This is a genomic window from Streptomyces sp. M92 (assembly GCF_028473745.1).
Taxonomy (GTDB): Bacteria; Actinomycetota; Actinomycetes; order Streptomycetales; family Streptomycetaceae; genus Streptomyces.
Window position 1 is genome coordinate 5,763,380 of the sequence record NZ_CP101137.1, and the last position, 16,139, is coordinate 5,779,518.

The 16,139-nt window shown below is 68.8% G+C and carries 14 protein-coding genes and 5 pseudogenes; 10 read left to right on the forward strand and 9 right to left on the reverse strand.

Translation table 11 applies throughout. From position 1 onward, the window contains the following. Positions 1-64 precede the first annotated feature (64 nt). Positions 65-688, reverse strand: a complete 624-nt coding sequence (locus M6G08_RS35920) for an NAD(P)-binding protein (protein WP_336299017.1) — start codon at positions 686-688, stop codon at positions 65-67. Positions 689-738: 50 nt separating this feature from the next. Here M6G08_RS35920 and M6G08_RS26160 point away from each other — a divergent pair, with 50 nt between their 5' ends. Beyond that, positions 739-2,637 (forward strand): CASTOR/POLLUX-related putative ion channel, encoded by a 1,899-nt coding sequence (locus M6G08_RS26160; protein WP_272589583.1) that lies wholly within the window; start codon positions 739-741, stop codon positions 2,635-2,637. A gap of 98 nt (positions 2,638-2,735) precedes the next feature. Here M6G08_RS26160 and M6G08_RS26165 read toward each other — a convergent pair whose 3' ends face one another. Continuing rightward, a complete protein-coding gene (locus M6G08_RS26165) occupies positions 2,736-3,269 on the reverse strand; it encodes a GNAT family N-acetyltransferase (protein WP_073732384.1) in 534 nt (177 codons plus the stop codon). A 158-nt stretch (positions 3,270-3,427) separates the two neighbouring features. Here M6G08_RS26165 and M6G08_RS26170 point away from each other — a divergent pair, with 158 nt between their 5' ends. From M6G08_RS26170 to M6G08_RS26185, 3 genes and pseudogenes are all read left to right on the forward strand, one after another. Next, positions 3,428-3,913 (forward strand): GNAT family N-acetyltransferase, encoded by a 486-nt coding sequence (locus M6G08_RS26170; RefSeq protein ID WP_272589584.1) that lies wholly within the window; start codon positions 3,428-3,430, stop codon positions 3,911-3,913. Positions 3,914-4,901: 988 nt separating this feature from the next. Beyond that, entirely contained in the window at positions 4,902-6,632 is a 1,731-nt protein-coding gene (locus M6G08_RS26180; protein ID WP_272589585.1) for a SpoIIE family protein phosphatase, read from the forward strand. 23 nt (positions 6,633-6,655) lie between these two features. Then, positions 6,656-6,790: pseudogene (locus M6G08_RS26185) on the forward strand (sigma factor-like helix-turn-helix DNA-binding protein); the annotation flags it as partial. Positions 6,791-7,638: 848 nt separating this feature from the next. Here M6G08_RS26185 and M6G08_RS26190 read toward each other — a convergent pair. Both M6G08_RS26190 and M6G08_RS26195 read right to left on the reverse strand, forming a co-directional pair. Next, entirely contained in the window at positions 7,639-7,881 is a 243-nt protein-coding gene (locus tag M6G08_RS26190) for a DUF5133 domain-containing protein (protein WP_272591432.1), read from the reverse strand. Between the two features lie 182 nt (positions 7,882-8,063). Then, positions 8,064-8,354: an STAS domain-containing protein gene (locus M6G08_RS26195; RefSeq protein WP_272589586.1), complete on the reverse strand. Its 291-nt coding sequence runs from the start codon at positions 8,352-8,354 to the stop codon at positions 8,064-8,066. A 201-nt stretch (positions 8,355-8,555) separates the two neighbouring features. Between M6G08_RS26195 and M6G08_RS26200 the strand changes: the two genes are divergently transcribed. Continuing rightward, entirely contained in the window at positions 8,556-8,894 is a 339-nt protein-coding gene (locus tag M6G08_RS26200) for a helix-turn-helix transcriptional regulator (protein ID WP_272589587.1), read from the forward strand. Between the two features lie 128 nt (positions 8,895-9,022). Continuing rightward, positions 9,023-9,583, forward strand: coding sequence for a DUF6328 family protein (locus tag M6G08_RS26205; protein ID WP_272589588.1), 561 nt, complete (start codon positions 9,023-9,025; stop codon positions 9,581-9,583). A 26-nt stretch (positions 9,584-9,609) separates the two neighbouring features. Here the strand turns inward: M6G08_RS26205 and lanA are convergent, their stop codons facing one another. Then, a complete protein-coding gene (gene lanA / locus M6G08_RS26210; RefSeq protein ID WP_272589589.1) occupies positions 9,610-9,807 on the reverse strand; it encodes an SCO0268 family class II lanthipeptide in 198 nt (65 codons plus the stop codon). Between the two features lie 9 nt (positions 9,808-9,816). On the opposite strand from lanA, the gene M6G08_RS26215 reads away from it, so the two are divergent. Next, positions 9,817-10,359, forward strand: a complete 543-nt coding sequence (locus M6G08_RS26215) for a lantibiotic dehydratase (RefSeq protein WP_272589590.1) — start codon at positions 9,817-9,819, stop codon at positions 10,357-10,359. An 80-nt stretch (positions 10,360-10,439) separates the two neighbouring features. After that, a pseudogene (locus M6G08_RS36105) lies at positions 10,440-11,263 on the forward strand (lantibiotic dehydratase). A gap of 259 nt (positions 11,264-11,522) precedes the next feature. On the opposite strand, the gene M6G08_RS26230 reads toward M6G08_RS36105, so the two are convergent. Beyond that, entirely contained in the window at positions 11,523-11,747 is a 225-nt protein-coding gene (locus M6G08_RS26230) for an acetyl-CoA carboxylase biotin carboxyl carrier protein (protein WP_272589591.1), read from the reverse strand. Between the two features lie 353 nt (positions 11,748-12,100). Here M6G08_RS26230 and M6G08_RS26235 point away from each other — a divergent pair. Further along, positions 12,101-12,997: pseudogene (locus M6G08_RS26235) on the forward strand (helix-turn-helix domain-containing protein); the annotation flags it as partial. A gap of 1,067 nt (positions 12,998-14,064) precedes the next feature. Next, complete coding sequence (locus M6G08_RS26240) at positions 14,065-14,283, forward strand: e9imm peptide (protein ID WP_443049019.1); 219 nt, start codon at positions 14,065-14,067, stop codon at positions 14,281-14,283. A gap of 9 nt (positions 14,284-14,292) precedes the next feature. Here M6G08_RS26240 and M6G08_RS26245 read toward each other — a convergent pair. The 3 genes and pseudogenes from M6G08_RS26245 to M6G08_RS26255 all read right to left on the reverse strand — a co-directional run. Further along, positions 14,293-14,433 (reverse strand): annotated as a pseudogene (locus M6G08_RS26245) (IS5/IS1182 family transposase); the annotation flags it as partial. A 4-nt stretch (positions 14,434-14,437) separates the two neighbouring features. Then, positions 14,438-14,794 (reverse strand): annotated as a pseudogene (locus M6G08_RS26250) (helix-turn-helix domain-containing protein); the annotation flags it as partial. Next, positions 14,791-16,095 carry an MFS transporter gene (locus M6G08_RS26255; protein WP_272589593.1) on the reverse strand — a complete coding sequence of 435 codons (1,305 nt, stop codon included), beginning with the start codon at positions 16,093-16,095 and terminating at the stop codon, positions 14,791-14,793. The gene M6G08_RS26255 and the pseudogene M6G08_RS26250, both read right to left, overlap by 4 nt. Between the last annotated feature and the right edge of the window lie 44 nt (positions 16,096-16,139).

A 16,139-nucleotide genomic window follows, 5' to 3' on the forward strand; every position in this document is an offset into this window, starting at 1 on the left:
GCGTCGATGTCGACGTAGTGCAACCGGCGCCTCTTCGAGCCGAACTGGTCGGTCGGCTCCGTCATCAGGGGCTGGCGGCCGGGGTCCGCATGGCGCCCGCTTCGGCGTACCGGCGCGGGTCGGCGAAGGGCTGCTCGGCGCGTTCGTGGCCACCGGCTCGGAAGGTCTTGACGCGTCCGCCCGCCCGGTTGCCGTCGGCTGTCAGCACCGTCACTCGGTGGCCTGACTCCTTCAGCAGCCAGGCCGTCAACGGTCCGGCCGGACCGGCGCCGATGACCAGGACGTTCTCGGGCCACGCCCGTCGCTGGACCGGCCGTCCCGTCTGCAGGACGCGTTGATGGCCGGGGACGAGGGGGTGATCATCGGAATCCGGTACTGCCGACCGCCGCCGCCAAGCTCCTCCGCGACAGACCGCCGTCGCAACGCACCACCGTGTGCTCTTCAGTCGTGGCAGTCCTCGCACCGGTGGCCGTGACCCGGCGTTCGCCTCTCGCTCCGACGTTGACTCGAACGAGCCAAGACGGTGGCGAGGCTGGCGTCTCCGCAGGTCCGCCGCCATGAACGACTCGGACACCCGAAGGGATGAACACTGATCGAACTCCGTCTGCCGCCCGGGGCGGTACCCCACACTGCGACATACGTGTTCACGTCCGGGTTCTCCGGCAGGCCCGCGCGGCGCATCACCCATGCGGTGCCGACGTGGCCCGGTGGGAGCACGGGGAGACGGAAGGGGGAAGGGTGGCGCAGCGGCGGACTCCGTTCGGTGACAGAGCCCGTTACTGGTTCGACAGCACTCTGGCCCGCGGCGCCGCCGCTCTCGTCGGCTGGATGGCGCTGCTGTGTCTGGCCGTCGTCGTGCCGACCAGTGCGGTGCTGGTGTGGACCGACCCTGATGCCCCGCCGTCCCTGGCGGAGCGCCTGGCGGAGGTATGGCGTCTCACCGGGGAGACACTGCGGCTGGGCGGTGCGAGCGGTACGCCGCTGCGGGCGATGATGTCGGTGCTGCTCGCTCTGGTCACTCTGCTGTACGTCTCCACGCTCGTCGGCCTGATCACGACGGCGCTCACCGAACGGCTCACCGCGTTGCGGCGGGGCCGTTCCACCGTGCTCGAACAGGGGCACGCCGTGGTCCTGGGATGGTCGGAGCAGGTTTTCACGGTGGTGAGCGAGCTGGTGGCCGCCAACGCCAACCAGCGCGGCGCGGCGGTTGTGGTGCTGGCCGACCGGGACAAGACCGTCATGGAGGAGGCCCTGGGTACAAAACTGGGCTCCTTCGGCCGTACGCGGCTGATCTGCCGCAGCGGCCCCACCACCGACCCGGCCGTGTTGCCGTTGACCAGCCCGGTTGCGGCCGGTGTCGTGCTGGTCCTGCCCCCTGACGGGCTCGACGCCGACGCGGAGGTGGTGAAGACGCTGCTGGCGCTCCGAGCCGCGCTGGCCGGGGCGGAGCCGTGTCCGCCCGTCGTCGCCGCCGTCCGGGACGACCAGTACCGCCTGGCAGCCCGTCTCGCCGCCGGGCCTGGCGGCGTCGTCCTGGAGAGCGACACCGTCACCGCGCGGCTGATCGTCCAGGCCGCCCGCCGCCCCGGGATCTCCCTCGTCCATCAGGAACTCCTCGACTTCGCCGGAGACGAGTTCTATTTGATCAGCGAGCCGGCCCTGACCGGCCGCCCGTTCGGCGACGTTCTCCTGTCCTACTCGACGTCGAGCGTCGTCGGGCTGATGCGAGGCGGCGCCCCTCTGCTCAACCCGCCGCCGGAGACGCCGATCGCCCGGGAGGACCTGCTCGTCGTCATCACCCGCGACGACGACACGTCCTGGCTGGAGGACTGTGCGGGGTTGGCCGAGAAGGCCGCGATGGCCTCCCGCCCTTCGCCGCCCGCGCCGGCGGAGCGGATTCTCTTACTGGGCTGGAACCGCCGAGCGCCACTCATGATCGACCAGTTGCACCGAAGCGCCCGGCCCGGTTCAGTCGTCGACGTGGTGGCGGAACGGGGCGAAGCGACGATCCGCCAGGTGAGCGAGGCTGACGCGGACAGCGGGAACGGCCTGAGCCTGGCACTGCACCACGGGGACATCACCCGCCCCGAGACCCTGCGGCGCCTGGACGTCCACTCCTACGACAGCGTGATCGTGCTCGGCCGGGACCCCGTCCCGGGACACTCGCCGGACGATCCCGACAATCGCACGCTCGTCACCCTTCTGCTGCTGCGCCAACTGGAAGAGGCGACCGGGCGTGAGCTTCCGGTCGTCACCGAGCTGATCGACGATCGTAACCGGGCACTGGCCCCGATCAGCCCCGCGGCCGACGTGATCATCAGCGGCAAGCTCATCGGCCTGCTCATGTCCCAGATTTCCCAGAACCGGCACCTGGCAGCGGTGTTCGAGGAACTGTTCTCCGCCGAAGGCGCCGGGGTCCGCCTGCGGCCGGCGACTGAGTACGTGCTGCCGGGGAGTGAGACGTTCTTCGCCACGGTCGTGGCCGCGGCACGCCGTCGCGGCGAGTGCGCCATCGGATACCGCAGCCGCGACGACTCGTCGACGAGCCCCCGCTACGGCGTGCGGATCAATCCGCCCAAACGCGAGCGGCGCCGGTGGACGGCCGAGGACGAGGTGGTCGTCATCGGCAAGGACTGACGGAGAGATGGAGCAGGGGGCACTGTCGCTCTCGACCCCACTTCGCCACTCGCGAAGGGTCAGCCCGGATCACCCGTTACGAGGCCGGCACCCGCGTCCTATTCCTGATACTGCGTCAGGTCGATCCCGAACACCTTCAGGTCGTAGCCGTGGACGGGGTGCTGTACGGCAGCTTCCGCCTGCATGCCAAGCTTGTCGACCACTGCCGCGGAGGCACTGTCACCCGTGCGCAGTACGGCGACCACCCGCTCGAGACCGCGGTCCTGCAAGGCAAACTCCAAAGCGGCGTGCGCCGCTTCGGAGGCATACCCCTGCCCCCAGAACACGCGCCCGAGCCGCCAGCCGACCGCGACCTGACCGGCCACCTCGTCCGGTTCAGCGGCCACGGTCAGGCCCACCGCGCCCGCCAGTTCACCGGATCCCAGAAGCTCGACCGCGAACACCCCGAATCCTTCGTCGTCCCACTCCTCCTCCCACGCCTCGATGTCCCCGGCGGTCTGCCCCGTCGAGCGCGGCCTGCCGTCACCGATGTTCCGCATGACCGCCGGATCGGCATGGATCTCGGACAGGGGGACGAGGTCGTCCTCCAGCCAGCGGCGCAGAAGGAGACGGGGCGTGCGGATCTCGGTCATGCCCCCATCCTGCCGATGCGGCGCCTGGGGCGCGAACCAGCGGCATCGTAGCCAGGTCAGCGTGGCGATCCGGCTGACTGACAACTGGCCCCTACTGGTGCGCCGGGAGACCTCCGGTGAGGGAGCGCGGAGCCCTCGGCCCCTTCCGGACGCGTAGCATGCTCCATGTGCAATCGAGTATTCCGTCCGTACGCGGCGAGACCTTCGTACGCCGGGCGGTCGCCCGGGACGCCAAGCGGCTCACGCGGCTCGTGCGCGGCTCGCGCGCCTATGAGGGGCAGTACGCGGCGATGGTCTCCGGCTACCGTGTCGGACCCGACTACATCGAGAACCACCGGGTCTTCGTAGCGGTCGAGGACGTCACGGGACGGGTGGTCGGGTTCTATGCGCTGCTCCTCGTGCCGCCAGAGCTGGACCTGCTTTTCGTACAGGACGGTACGCAGGGCCGCGGCATCGGGCGGCTGCTTGTTGATCACATGAAGACCCAGGCGCGCGCTGCAGGGCTGGACCGTGTACGGGTGGTGTCGCATCCTCCGGCCGAGGGTTTCTACCGCAGTGTGGGCGCCCTGCCCACCGGAACCGCCTCCGCGAACCCGCCCGCGGTGGCATGGGACCGGCCCGAGCTGGAATTCCTGATCCCGTAACTGGCGACTTGCCCCCGTCGCCGTACGCGACTCGCCCCCCTCACGTCATCGATGCCTCCGCGCATCGCCCGTAACGCGGAGCGTGCACGGTGTGGGCTCGGCCGCATGGTTCGAGAGCTCCCTGACGGGCGTGGTCGGGCCTGACCGGGACAGCGGGGGCCGCGCTCTCGGTCGGTGGCTGGCGGAGTCCGGTCCCCCGCACAGGTGCACGTCCTCGCAGTGCGGCCTCGGCTCCCCTGTCGGCCACAGCAAGGGCCCACCGACCGAGCCGGCCCTGACCGATGACGCCCCGCACGCGGATGCGGCCGCAACGACGGCTACACCCTCGATCGCGAGATCGAAGACATCAGCGCTCGATCCCGGACGTCGGCGGATCGGCGTCGCTGTTCGGCTCGTCTTCCGGACCGGTCCTCGCCCTGCGGGCGGCCGCCGCCGGATTGAGCATCACCCGCCCGGCCCTCTACGAGTCGCCGTTCGTGGTCGCCGAAGGAGAGGCGGGGCCACCCAGGGATCTGGGGCAGCTCACCACATTGCTCGAGGACGGGCGGCACAGCAGCGCGCCGTCGGTCACGGCTCCCAAGAAGGCCGCCCCGGAGATCGCACCGAGTTCAAGAAGGGACGAACCTGTGGTTCGACCGGTTCGGTGGGCCTTGCACGCCCGGGACCCGGACCTGAGTGCACAGCCACGGGTCCTTGGCACGTCAGCGACCTCTCCCCCATAGGCCGGGGATCCGACAGGCATTCCCGGGATACGGGTGCGTGGGGTCTCGGACACGGCCCTCTCCGAGCCGGTCGATCGCCTCAGCACTCGTGACGGAGATCGAGCAGAAAGGCCCTCGCTGCTGTACCACCGAGGACGGCACGTACTGGCTGTGCCGGGGCACAGACGTCAGCCCTCGAACAGCAGCGGATCATCATCGCCGTACCGGACCGCCATATCAGGTACCTTCACGGAAGGCCGAGCGCGTCTGTCCCGACGAGGAGGGCCATGGACGTCACCAGTACGGGTCCCGGGGATGCTTCCTCGCCCAGACACCAGGAGCGGCCCGGCCTCGTGCCCGCCCCGTCCCTGGAGGACGTGCGGGCGGCTGCCCTCACCGTCGATGAGGACGGCGTCATCGTCTCCGCCAACGGGGCGGCCGAGAGCCTGCTGCACCGGAGCCGTGAGGATTTCGTCGGGCAGGACGTCCATGACCTGCTGCACCGGGACAGCCACGGGCGGGTCCCGCCCCGTACGCGCTGCCGGTCCGGTGAGGCCCTGCGCGACCGGCGGACCGAGCACGGTGACCCGGACTGGTTCGCCCGCGGGGACGGCGTACTCGTCCGACTGGCCTGGTGCGTCGCACCGTACTCGTCCGGACACCGGAGCACGGGCGCCCTGGTCCTGCTGTACGGGCGGGGACGGAGCGCGCCCGAGGAAGACCTCGACGGGGCCCCGGAGGGCCTGACGGAACTGGACCGCCTCGCCCTGCTCGCCGAGACGACGACGCAGCTGACGTCCACCCTGGACACGGACGAGGCCCTGCACCGGCTGGCGGACCTGACCTTGCCCCGACTCGCGGACTGGGCGGTGATCGATCTGATCGCCGAGCGGGACGAGGTGCGGCGCGCGCTGGTGATGGAGTACAAGGACGGCAGCCTGATCGGCCACGAGGACCTGCAGGGGCCCATGCCGCCTGTTCCCGAGGAGTCGCCCATGCCCTTGTCGCGGGCGCTGCGCGGTGCCGCGTCCTCTCTCGCCGGTCCCGCCATCTACCAGGGCCCTCCCGATTCGGGCATCGCGGTGGAACAGCGGCGCCTGTTCGCCGAGACAGGCATACACTCCGCGGTCATCGCGCCCATCCGAGGGCTGCGCGACACCATCGGGGCGCTGACCCTGGGCCGCTCCCGGCGGCCGGCGGCCTTCACCACCGCCGACCTCCCGCTGCTGGAGGACATCACCCGGCGTGCGGGCCTGGCGCTCGACAACGCACGCCTGTACCAGCGCCAGCGCAAGGTCGCCGAGACCATGCAACGGCACCTGTTGCCCCAACTTCCCGCCGTGCCCGGCGTCGACATGGCCGTGCGCTACGTGCCGGCTCCGCACGCCTCGTCCGTCGGCGGCGACTGGTACGACGCCTTCGCCCTGACCGACAGCTCGCACGCCCTGGTCATCGGCGACGTCGTCGGGCACGACCTGGACGCCGCGGCGGGTATGGCCCAGGTCCGCAACATGCTCCGCGCCTTCGCCTGGGCCCAGCCCCGGGCCGAGCCCAGCGCCGTCGTCACCCAACTCGACGAAGCGGTGAAACACATCGCCGAAGTGCCGACGGCGACCATAATCCTCGCCACGCTCACCGTCGGCGAGGACGCGCTGTGGCGACTGCGCTGGACCAACGCGGGGCACCCGCCGCCGCTGCTCGTCAGCCACGACGGCCGGGCCGACTACCTGGAAGACGCCCACGGCATCCTCCTGGGGACGGGGTTCAGTAGATCCCGGCCCAGCGCGGTCACCGTGCTGCCACCCGGCGCCACGCTCCTCTTCTACACCGACGGCCTGGTCGAGTCCCGGCACCGCTCCATCGACCTCGGCCTGGACCGGTTGCGTCGGCACGCGGCATCTCTGGCCCACCGGCCCCTGGGATCGTTCTGCGACTCGCTGCTGGAGCAGGTCCGCCCCGAGGACAACGACGACGATGTCGCCATGCTGGCGCTGCGAACGCCCGATCGCGCACGGTGAACACGGGCAGCCCCGTCCCGGCCATCCACTGGCGGTTCGTCGAGGAGCTGACCCGGAAGGACATCGGCGAACGCCTGGGCGTCTCGCAGACGCACGTCTCCCGGCTCATCTCGCGCCTGCTGGCCCGCCTGCGCGAGGGCATGTTCAGCACGGCCTGAGGCCCGGACCCGGACCTCAGGCCGCCGCTTCCTCACCGGTCGACGGGTACGGTGACCGACGGATAGCGGATCTGTCGCAGGGACACAGAAGATGTTCTCATCGCGCGGGAGGCGTCGGCGCGCTTGCATGGCTCGGGGGGAACGTGGCGGTTGGCATGGGTGGGACCGGACTGGACGGTTCGTCGGTACTGCGGGCACCGGTCGGTGCGGATCCGCGGACGGCCCCGGTGAGGTATCGGCGGGAGGCGCTGCGCATCGCCGACGCCCGTCACTTCGCGACCGAATACCTCGCCCGTTCACAGCGGGGTCGGCGGTCGCCGCTTCCGGAGAGCGCGTCGGAGGCGGTCCACTGGTCTGAGCGTCCTCTTCCGCCACATCCATCGGATCCAGCTCATCGCTACTCCGCTCCGGCGTCCGTGCTGGCAGTGTCGGGCCTGGCCGACCTCACCACCGTGCACGACCCGGGTGAGGCCTGACCGCAGGTCTCGGTCCCCGGCTGCTCCGGTCGACTGCCGGGTGACGTGTCCGGGCGAGCGCTCACGTGTTCCGTCGACCCGATCGGCGACCGCCACGCGGGCGTCGTGCTCCGGTGAGGTGCTCGGACGGGCTGGGCGCCTCTTCGGTGACGACCTGATCACCAGGACCCCAGTCGGGCGCGAGGAAGAGGTTCCGCCACTGCGGCGCCGGGACGTCGGCGGCCGGCCCACCCATCGTCTCATCCCGCTGCCGAAGCCGTATGTCGCTCATGCCTGACTTCCACTTCCTCACGTGCTCGAGTCCGCCGCCGCTCCGTCGACGCATCCAGATGCTTTACGATTCCCGGCCTGCATCGCCGTGGACCGATCGGTTCACGCGGCCAGGACCTCGGCCTTCATGGGGGTGACTGTGCGCTCGGCGAACTGTTCGAGAAGCCTGTCCGCCGTGGACAGAGCCTGTTCGACGGTACGGGCTCCAGTCATCGCGCACAGTGTGTACGTGGCGTCTTCGAGGAGCCTGCTCGTGCAGCCACTGGGACGTACGTCGTGGTCGATGCGCGCCTGAGCGAACCGAGCCAGCACGGCGCGCAGCTCCTTCTCCGCCGGCAGAATCATGGACACCTTCCCTCTCCCCTCACCCGTCCCCCTCTCGGCGCGGTTGACCGCGTCGAGAGGAAGGGACAGTCGCCACCACGCCTGACAGTCACGGTCCGCAGCTTGGGGCCATGCAGAACGTCGAATGCCCGCGATCATCAGCTCCAAGCCACACGACTTGCGTTCAGCCGGCACACGGCGCCCTAGGCGGCAGCGGCCTCGTCCACCGTCGCCCGTACCTTCAGGAGGCCGTCGACACCCGTCAGTTGCAAGAGGCGCAGCACTTGCCGCGTCGGCGCGGCCACCCGGAAGTCGGTCGCCTGGTGCGTGAGAATCAGCAGGCTCAGCAGGGCGGAGTCGGCGAAGGTGATGCCGGACGCGTCCAGGACCACCTTCGGACTCTTCTCGGCCGCTTCTCTCAGTGCGTCGGCCAGCGGTTCGACCGAGTTCATGTCGTACGCGCCCCGGGCGCCGACGACCCAGGCGCCGTGCATCGCGTACTGCGCTGGCGCGGGTCGGTCCAGGGCCGGGGGCCGACTCCGGTCGGTGTGGCGCGAGCACCCTGCGGCCGCTGCATCCCAAGACACCCTCGGGTCCCTCCTATGTCTGCCACGGGGACGGAACACGTCATCTCTAGCATGAAAAGCATGTCACGTATTGGCTGTCACGCAAAGACGGTCCCTAGAATGCTGTACATGGTTGAAGTGCCTGAATCTCACTCCGGATGGACGTTCGTCACCAACCACGCGCGTGTGCTGGCGGCCATCGCCGATAAACCGAACGTGCGGATCCGCGACATCGCCGTCCACTGCAGACTCACCGAGCGCGCCGTCCAGCGGATCATCTCGGACCTGGAACAGGACGGCTATCTCTCCCACACCCGCGACGGGCGCAGCAACATCTACCGTATCGAGCCGGACAGGGTTCTGCGCCACCCCGCGGAAGCAGGGCTGACCGTGGCCGCTCTGCTGTCCCTGCTCGTCCGGGACGAGACCGACCACGGGCGGTCGGCCGACTCCAGCGCCGCCCGCTGACGGCGAATCAGGTCGTCGGAGTCGCGCACAGTCACTCCGGTCCCTCAGAAGAATCGTCAGGTGCCCGCTGCATGTGCACGGCGTCAACGGGCACATGCACGTTCCTGAACGGGAGGGGAGCGACGAACATGACGACTGAGCCGATCACCTGGTCGAAGGCGACTCCCAGCGGCTGCGATGCGTGCGGAGGACACGGCCCCGAGGCCCTGGGCGAGGCTCCGGAGACGCCACGCGAGCGCGTCAACCGCCAGTGGAACGAGATCATGCAGGAGACGCGCGTCGCTCAGACGGGCGTCCAGATCCTCTTCGGCTTCCTGCTCAGTGTCGCCTTCACGCCTCTCTTCCACGACCTGGGAACGTTCGAGCACGCCGTCTACGTCCTCACCGTGGTCTCGGGTGCCACGGCCACCGCCTGCCTGATCGCCCCGGTCTCCATCCACCGCTTCCTGTCGGGGCAGCGGATGAAGGACGAGATGGTGGAGGTGGCGCATCGCCTGATGATGTGCGGCATGCTGCTGATGGCCATAACCATTGGGTGCACGCTCCTCCTGATCCTGCACGTGGTTGTACCGGGAATCCTGGCGAAACTGCTCGTCGGCGGTGTGATGGCCTGGTTCGCGCTGTCGTGGTACGCCCTTCCCCTGTGGCTCCGCCGCCGGTCCGCCCGGCGCGCAGCCCGGGACGGGTGAACCTCGTCCCGGACGTTCCCCGTCGGCTAATGCGCCCCCACCAGCGAGCGCGGTTGCCCTCGGGCTGTGGCGGGGCAACCGCCGGCCGCTGCCGGGGGCCCGAGGCCTTGGCTGTCCTGACCGAACGACTCGGCCTGCTCCGGGAGACCGGAGAAGGGCAGATCCAGGTCGAGGTCGAGCTCGAGCTCGGGGGCTCCGTGGGACAGAACGATCTCGGAACGCATGCTTCTGGGATGCACGGACTCAACTTCGCTTCGCCGAGCAGCTGTGCGATCGGCACACGCTGCCCCATCTGTCGCTTACGGACTGAGGGCCCTCGGGGGCCTCGCGGACGGGGGCGGGCTCGGGTCCGCCCCGCCCTTCCGAACGACGGCGAGGAGCACACACATGGCGGCGGCGTCCGAGACCCAGCGATCATCCGCGGCATTGGAGGTACGGGAGCCCGTGCTCGTCCGCGTCGCGAGCCGACCGCGGGGCGCTGGTCGGGCCACGGTCGACGCCGCCGAGCCGCTCCCGGGTCGCGGCAGCCCGTCTCCGATCCCCTCCTCGGTCAGGCGGTCCGGGTGACCAGCGGCGCGTTGGCCCGCAGCCTGCTGGCCGGTCTGACGAGTGGCGAAGGCGCGACCGCGCTGGGCCGCACACGGACCCCGAGCGCCGCGCGGACCCCGACGCGGTACGCCCGGCGGGCCAGGGCGGGCCCGACGCCCTTCGGCCTGTTCGCGGGGTCGGCAGAGCCCGGTTGGTTCGGCGGCCCAGGCGGAGCCAGGCGGCGGTGAGGTGGCGGACCGGCTCGACGGGGCGTGGCTGCGCCGCCGGGGTGCAGGCCTGGCTCACCGAGCCCTCCGTCCGCCGGCGCGTGAACGTCGCACTCAATGACCTGTGCTTTGTGCGGGACGGGCGGCTGTGTCTGTGCACCGGCGGGCAGGAGCAGTCCGTGCGCGACAACGCGCTGGTCGGTGCCGTGTGCGAGCGGGCGCGCACCTCGGTGCCGTATGCCGATCTGCCGTTGTCTCTGACGGAGCGCTTTCCGGCGCTGGACGCCGATCGGCTCGCCCGTCAGCCGGCCGGGCTCCTGGGGCACGGCTTCCTGCTCACCTCGATCTCCCCGCACGGCATCGACGCCACGATGCTCGACGGCATCGAGGCGGTCCTGGACGCGGCGATTCCAGACGACGCGCAGATACTGCGGGACATCCGGGCGGCCTGTGCACGGCGCCAGGAGGTCCCCCTGGACTGGGCGGCGACTCCTGGCAGCGGCTCCTGGACGAGGTCCGCCGGCTCGACGTCCCCGGCACGGACAGCGACGCGCACGCCCGGCAGCCGATCCACGTGGATCCGCGCACACCCTGCGAGTTCGTCGTACCGGAGGCGGCCGGCCGGGAAGTGCGCCGGTATGCCACCGTGGTCTGGGCGATCATCCCGGAGTGGACGATGCCGACGTACATACGGGACCACCGGGAGCGCTTCGTCGAGCGCTACGGCACCGCCTGCGCCGTGACGTTGGGCGAGCTGGTCGATCCTCACCGCAGCCTCGGCCTCCCCCGAGTGCGGCACGGGCGCCATGTACACACGCGGCGGCCCCGGCGACGACGCGGACGGCCCCAGGAGAGCGATCACCTCGCCGTGATGGCGCATCCGGCGCCGGTCGACGTTGCCGAGGCCCCTCTCGGGCATGGATGAGCCATGAGACATGCTCGACCAGCTCATGCGGGACGTCGAGCGTGGCACGATACGGGACCAGGCGAGGCTCCTCGGACGAAGCGTGGTGCGTGCAGAACACCACCGCAACGGTCAGGAGCCTCGCCTCGTCACACCATCCCGCTGACCTGCACCATCACCCCTGCAGGACAGAATGAAAACGGTTCACTAATCCTTTTGCACCGGCCGGCCTGGAGCCGATCGCGTGGAGGTGTGCGCAGCGGCGGACTCGGACCCGCTTCTATGCGATGGTGAAGAGCGGCTCGTCGTATCCCACGGGCGCGCCATCTTTGACCAGTCGCGCCGTGACGACACCTGCCTCGTTTGCCTCGATGTCGTTCATCATTTCCATCGCCTCGACGATGCCCAGTACATCGCCTACAGCGACCCGCTGGCCTACCGTGACGAACGGCTCCCCACCGCCCGGGGGCGCCTCATAAAAGGTCCCGGGCATGGGCGACTTCACGATGTGAGCGGGGCTTTGAGAGTCTGATGGCATCACACGAGTCCCTTCCGTGAGTAGGCAAGTCGTCACATCCTGTGATGACGTCCCACGGGCGAAGCCTAGGCCGTCCCCCTCCCGCGGAGAACAACGACGCGGCTCGCGGCATGTCGCAGGAGAAAGCGAGTGTCGCGCCCGAAGAAATCCGAATCGGGTCCGTCTAGGCATCACCTTTCTGGCAGGGGCACGCGGTGCGCCTGCTGTTCGCCTATCAATGAACCTCTTTCACCCACCAGCACAGGATGAAAGAGGTTCAGTGGGCCCCGGACAGCTTCAAGTTCTAGTGGTCGTTGCAACACCCCAGTTCAAGGGGTGTCATGGACTTCGAAATCCGCAAGGACAGGAACCGGCAGGGGCGCAAGCCGTTGACCCGGGAACGGGCCGCATACTTCCAGCTCACGGAGCAGGGGTACAGCGCCCGGGAAGCGGCCCGGACCGTCGGCATCGACCGCCGCACGGGCAAGAAGTGGCGCAACGGTCACAAGAGGGGCCGCAAGGCAGTTCCTCCGATCTACCAGGATCTCGGGCACGCGTCCGGGGCCGCGGAAGATCTGGAGGCGCCGTCTTGCGGCCCTTCGCGGTTTCTCCAGGAGCGTGACCGCACCCACATCGCCGACCGGCTGCGCGAGAAGGCGTGCAGCTACTGCAACTTGCGGAATCATGCGACGCGGGTGAGCAGAGAGGCGGTGCTGAACCGAGGGCCAGTGGGCGTTCTCGGACCCCTGTCGGTCAGGCCAGGCGACCTGGTCGGGAGACTGGCTGTCAGTACGACCGTCTATGTTCACCTCATGACACAGATGAATCTTCCTGCGTTCGAGCGTGAGTGGACTCGCTTTGAGTCGTGGCTCCATGCGAACTCGCCCGCCGATCACGCCATGTTGCGAAGGCCAGCGGACCCCGAGCGGCTCATCGAGCTGGAATCGCGGCTCGGTTTCGAGCTGCATCCGGAGCTCAGGGCGCTGCTGCTGCAGCATGATGGAGCTGCTGAACCTGTTGTCGCTCCTGGAACCCGCAGGGGCCGTCCCGCTGGCGCATTTCTTCCGTTGGGGCACCGGCTTAGTGGTGTGGATGACATCATAGTGATGTATGACGTGCTCGTGGACGTCGGCGATGACAACATCGATGCCGACCTCTGGGAGGGCGATGCGCTGGCCGTGAATCTGCATCGCTGTGTGCCATTCGCACTTCCCAACGATGGCGGTGTTACCTTTGTCGATCACCGCCCCGGACCCTCATACGGTCACGTGTATGAGATGGGCATTGGGTCCGGCGACCTGGACGGAAGCCTTTGGGCAACCAGTCTGACGCAGCTCTTTCGCAACTTGGCCAATTCCTTGGAATCTGACGGCCCGTTCCTCTATTACTGGCCCACACCTTTCGAAGAAGCATCAGGCCACCGTTTCCTGGAGTGGCATATCCGAACTTGACGCGGTCGGCTACGAATTTTTCTCCCAGCGGATGGCGCGGGGGCCCTTTCACGCCAGGCGACGGGTCGTGAGGGTGAGAACGCCCAGTTCGGGTGGGCTTCAGCGTGTTCCGGTAGCCGCTCGGAGCTCCGGCAGTTGTGGCGGGCGTTCGTGATCCAGCCGATCGACCTTCCAGCGCACGGGCATGATGCGGCGCAGGTCGTACTCGGGTGGACGGCCAATGGCCAGGCCCTTGCCCCTGCGCTCGGTCCGCCAAGCGGTGAGCGTGGGACCGATCAACTCCCAGCGGGCGTCGGACAGGTCGCTGGGGTTCGGGCGCCGTCGTTACATTCGGGTGCAGCTCCTCCGTAGTGAGGCCGTGATGCGGTGCGCCGTTGCTGTCCGTGACCTGAGGGCGGATCGTCGTGTCCGGGACCGTGGTCTCGGAGGCGGATATGGCTTCGTGGCTGGAGAAGCTCGAGCGGCGGGAGGCTGCTGCGGGAGAACAGACCGCTGAACGGCGTGGCAGGATCGAGGAGTTGTCCGGCCGACTGGCCGAGCAGGAGACGGTCTTGTCCCGGCTGGAGATCACGCGGGTGACCATGTCGGGACTCCTGGGCGATGGCGAGAAGGGCCCGGTCACGGAGACGGAGACCGAGATCCGGGCCAGCGGCGGTGTCTTCGGGCCGGCTCGGGGGCGGGTCGCCGGTCGGTGTGCGGCTGATTCCTGGCTGGGCGCCTCAGCTGGCGGAGACCGTGTTGCCGCGCGCCTACCAGGACATGGTCGAGGTCCTGGCGGACGCGGTGCAGCCGATGCGAGCCCACCACCTGTGCGCCGCAATAGGGCTGTCGACGGACAAGAGCAAGGTGGAGGGATTCAGGTCGAAGCTGAAGTGGCTGGTGAGCGGGGATGGCTGGCCGAGGCGGACTACGTCTCTGACGACGAGGTGGACGGCTGGCTGGACAGGCTCGACAGAGCCCTGGCACGCCCGTCCGGCCATGTCAGCGACTTGATCTTCTGTCCGCCGGAGCGGGAGCTTCCAGCTGACGAGGTAGTCGATCAGGCCCTGACGTACCGGCCGATCGCTTTGTGAGGCCGGGACTCAGCCTCGAAGCCAGATGAGTAGAGCTGCGGTGGTCGCGGTACCGAGGAAGACGTAGCCGCGCTTGTCATAGCGGGTGGCCACGGCCCGGGACTGCTTCAACCTGTTGATCGCTCGTTCGACGGTGTTGCGCTTCTTGTACCGCAGGGGCGAGGAAGCGGCGTCGGCCAAGGCCGAGTCGGTTCAAATGCCGCGTCACGGTGCGGCGGTTGATCCGGTAGGCCAGGTCGGCGAGTTCGCCGGTGATGCGCTGGGCCGACGGTTTATGTTCGCGCCGCCAGGTCTCGATGTGCTCTATGACCCATGTAGGTGCCGCATGGGGAATCGATGCGCGGTCTCGAAGTCCGGCGTCACCGTGACGCCGCCGGCGGTTGGCCCACTTCGACGCGCACTCCCGCGAGATGCCCATCTCGGCGGCCACATGCGCGATAGACCGGTTCTCGCCTCGCTCGACCAGACGTCGTCGTCCTTCAATGCTGAGCGGCGCGTTCGCATGGGTCATGCCTTGGTCTCGCCGGAGCGGTTTGCCGGCACGCGATTCACAGTGGTCTCCCGATCGGTTCCGATGTCTTCGGTCGAGGCAGACAGTAGGGGCTGGTCCGATTCCGCTTCTGCTGCGTCATCGGGTGCACCTCGTCGCAAGTACGGGCTGGCCAGGGCGGACAAGGTGGCGGCGATCGACAGGATTGCCAGGCCGATCCCGAGGACGACGGGTGCTCGCAAGCCATGCAGCGGGATGAGCGCGGAGCCGACAGCAGACCCGATGACGACGCCGAGGGTGATGAACGAGCCGTGGATCGTGTTCACCAGTGGTGCGGTGCTTCCTGCACGCTGGATGCGGACGGCCATGGCGGGGTTCATGGTGACGCCGACCAGGCCGATGCCGAGCATGAACGCCAGCGCCAGTGACGGAATGTCGGTGAAGAGCGCGAAACCGGTGAGGAAGAGGGTGTTCAGCGCGGTGCCGAACAGTAGTGTGGAGATCGTGTGCTTGTCGGCCAAGCAGCCGACGATGAGATTCCCAACCAGGGTCGCCACTCCGTAGACGAGCAGAAGAACCGGCACGAGGTTGTCCGAGAAGCCGGTGACTTCGGTGAGGATCGGGGTGAAGAAGCTGAATGCCGAGAACGTCGCTCCGATGATGAGCGTGCTGGAGGCGAGGGCGAGCAGGAACTGGGGCTTTCGCAGTACGGCGAAAGTCGAACGAGTCGACCCGGCGGGCTCGACACCGCTGCCGGCCGGTGCGGCGGGGTTCGACACGACGGCGAGCGTCAGGATCGCGGCGGCCAGGGTGATCGCTGAGATCGTCCAGAACGCGGTCTGCCAGCCGAACCGGCCACCGACGAAGGTCGCGAGCGGCAGGCCGAGCAGAGTCCCGAGCATCAGCCCGTTCATGACGACAGCGACCGCGCGTCCGCGCACCCGCTCGTCGACCAATTGGACGCCCATCGAGACCGCGATACCGAAGAACGCCTGCGAGGCGGCCCCACTGATGATCCGGGCGAGGACCATCATCGGATACCCGGTCGCGAGCGCTGCGACGACGTTGCCGACGAGGAAGATCGCAAAGATGGTCATGAGCGCGTTCTTCGGTGGAACCCTGAGCAGGGCCAGGGTGAGCGGTGGGCCTCCGACGGCCATTGCGACGGCAAAAATCGTCACGAGATAGCCGATCTGCGGGATCCCGGTGCCGAGACCTTCCGCGAGTTGGGGCATGAGGCCTGCGACGGTGAACTCGCTGGTCACCATCGCGAACACCCCGGCGGCGAGGACGTACACCGCGGGTGGGACGGCCTTCTTCACGGCTGGTGCTGTTGCTGTGCTCACGAGAGAGCCTTTCTGTATTC

What these genes read in the sequence shown, in the direction of transcription:
- M6G08_RS35920 (WP_336299017.1), bottom strand. Translation starts at nt 688, where the DNA reads ATGGGTGATGCGCCGCGCGGGCCTGCCGGAGAACCCGGACGTGAACAC.
- M6G08_RS26165 (WP_073732384.1), bottom strand. Translation starts at nt 3,269, where the DNA reads ATGACCGAGATCCGCACGCCCCGTCTCCTTCTGCGCCGCTGGCTGGAG.
- M6G08_RS26170 (WP_272589584.1), top strand. Translation starts at nt 3,428, where the DNA reads ATGCTCCATGTGCAATCGAGTATTCCGTCCGTACGCGGCGAGACCTTC.
- M6G08_RS26180 (WP_272589585.1), top strand. Translation starts at nt 4,902, where the DNA reads ATGGACGTCACCAGTACGGGTCCCGGGGATGCTTCCTCGCCCAGACAC.
- M6G08_RS26190 (WP_272591432.1), bottom strand. Translation starts at nt 7,881, where the DNA reads ATGATTCTGCCGGCGGAGAAGGAGCTGCGCGCCGTGCTGGCTCGGTTC.
- M6G08_RS26195 (WP_272589586.1), bottom strand. Translation starts at nt 8,354, where the DNA reads ATGCACGGCGCCTGGGTCGTCGGCGCCCGGGGCGCGTACGACATGAAC.
- M6G08_RS26200 (WP_272589587.1), top strand. Translation starts at nt 8,556, where the DNA reads ATGGTTGAAGTGCCTGAATCTCACTCCGGATGGACGTTCGTCACCAAC.
- M6G08_RS26205 (WP_272589588.1), top strand. Translation starts at nt 9,023, where the DNA reads ATGACGACTGAGCCGATCACCTGGTCGAAGGCGACTCCCAGCGGCTGC.
- lanA (WP_272589589.1), bottom strand. Translation starts at nt 9,807, where the DNA reads ATGCGTTCCGAGATCGTTCTGTCCCACGGAGCCCCCGAGCTCGAGCTC.
- M6G08_RS26215 (WP_272589590.1), top strand. Translation starts at nt 9,817, where the DNA reads ATGCACGGACTCAACTTCGCTTCGCCGAGCAGCTGTGCGATCGGCACA.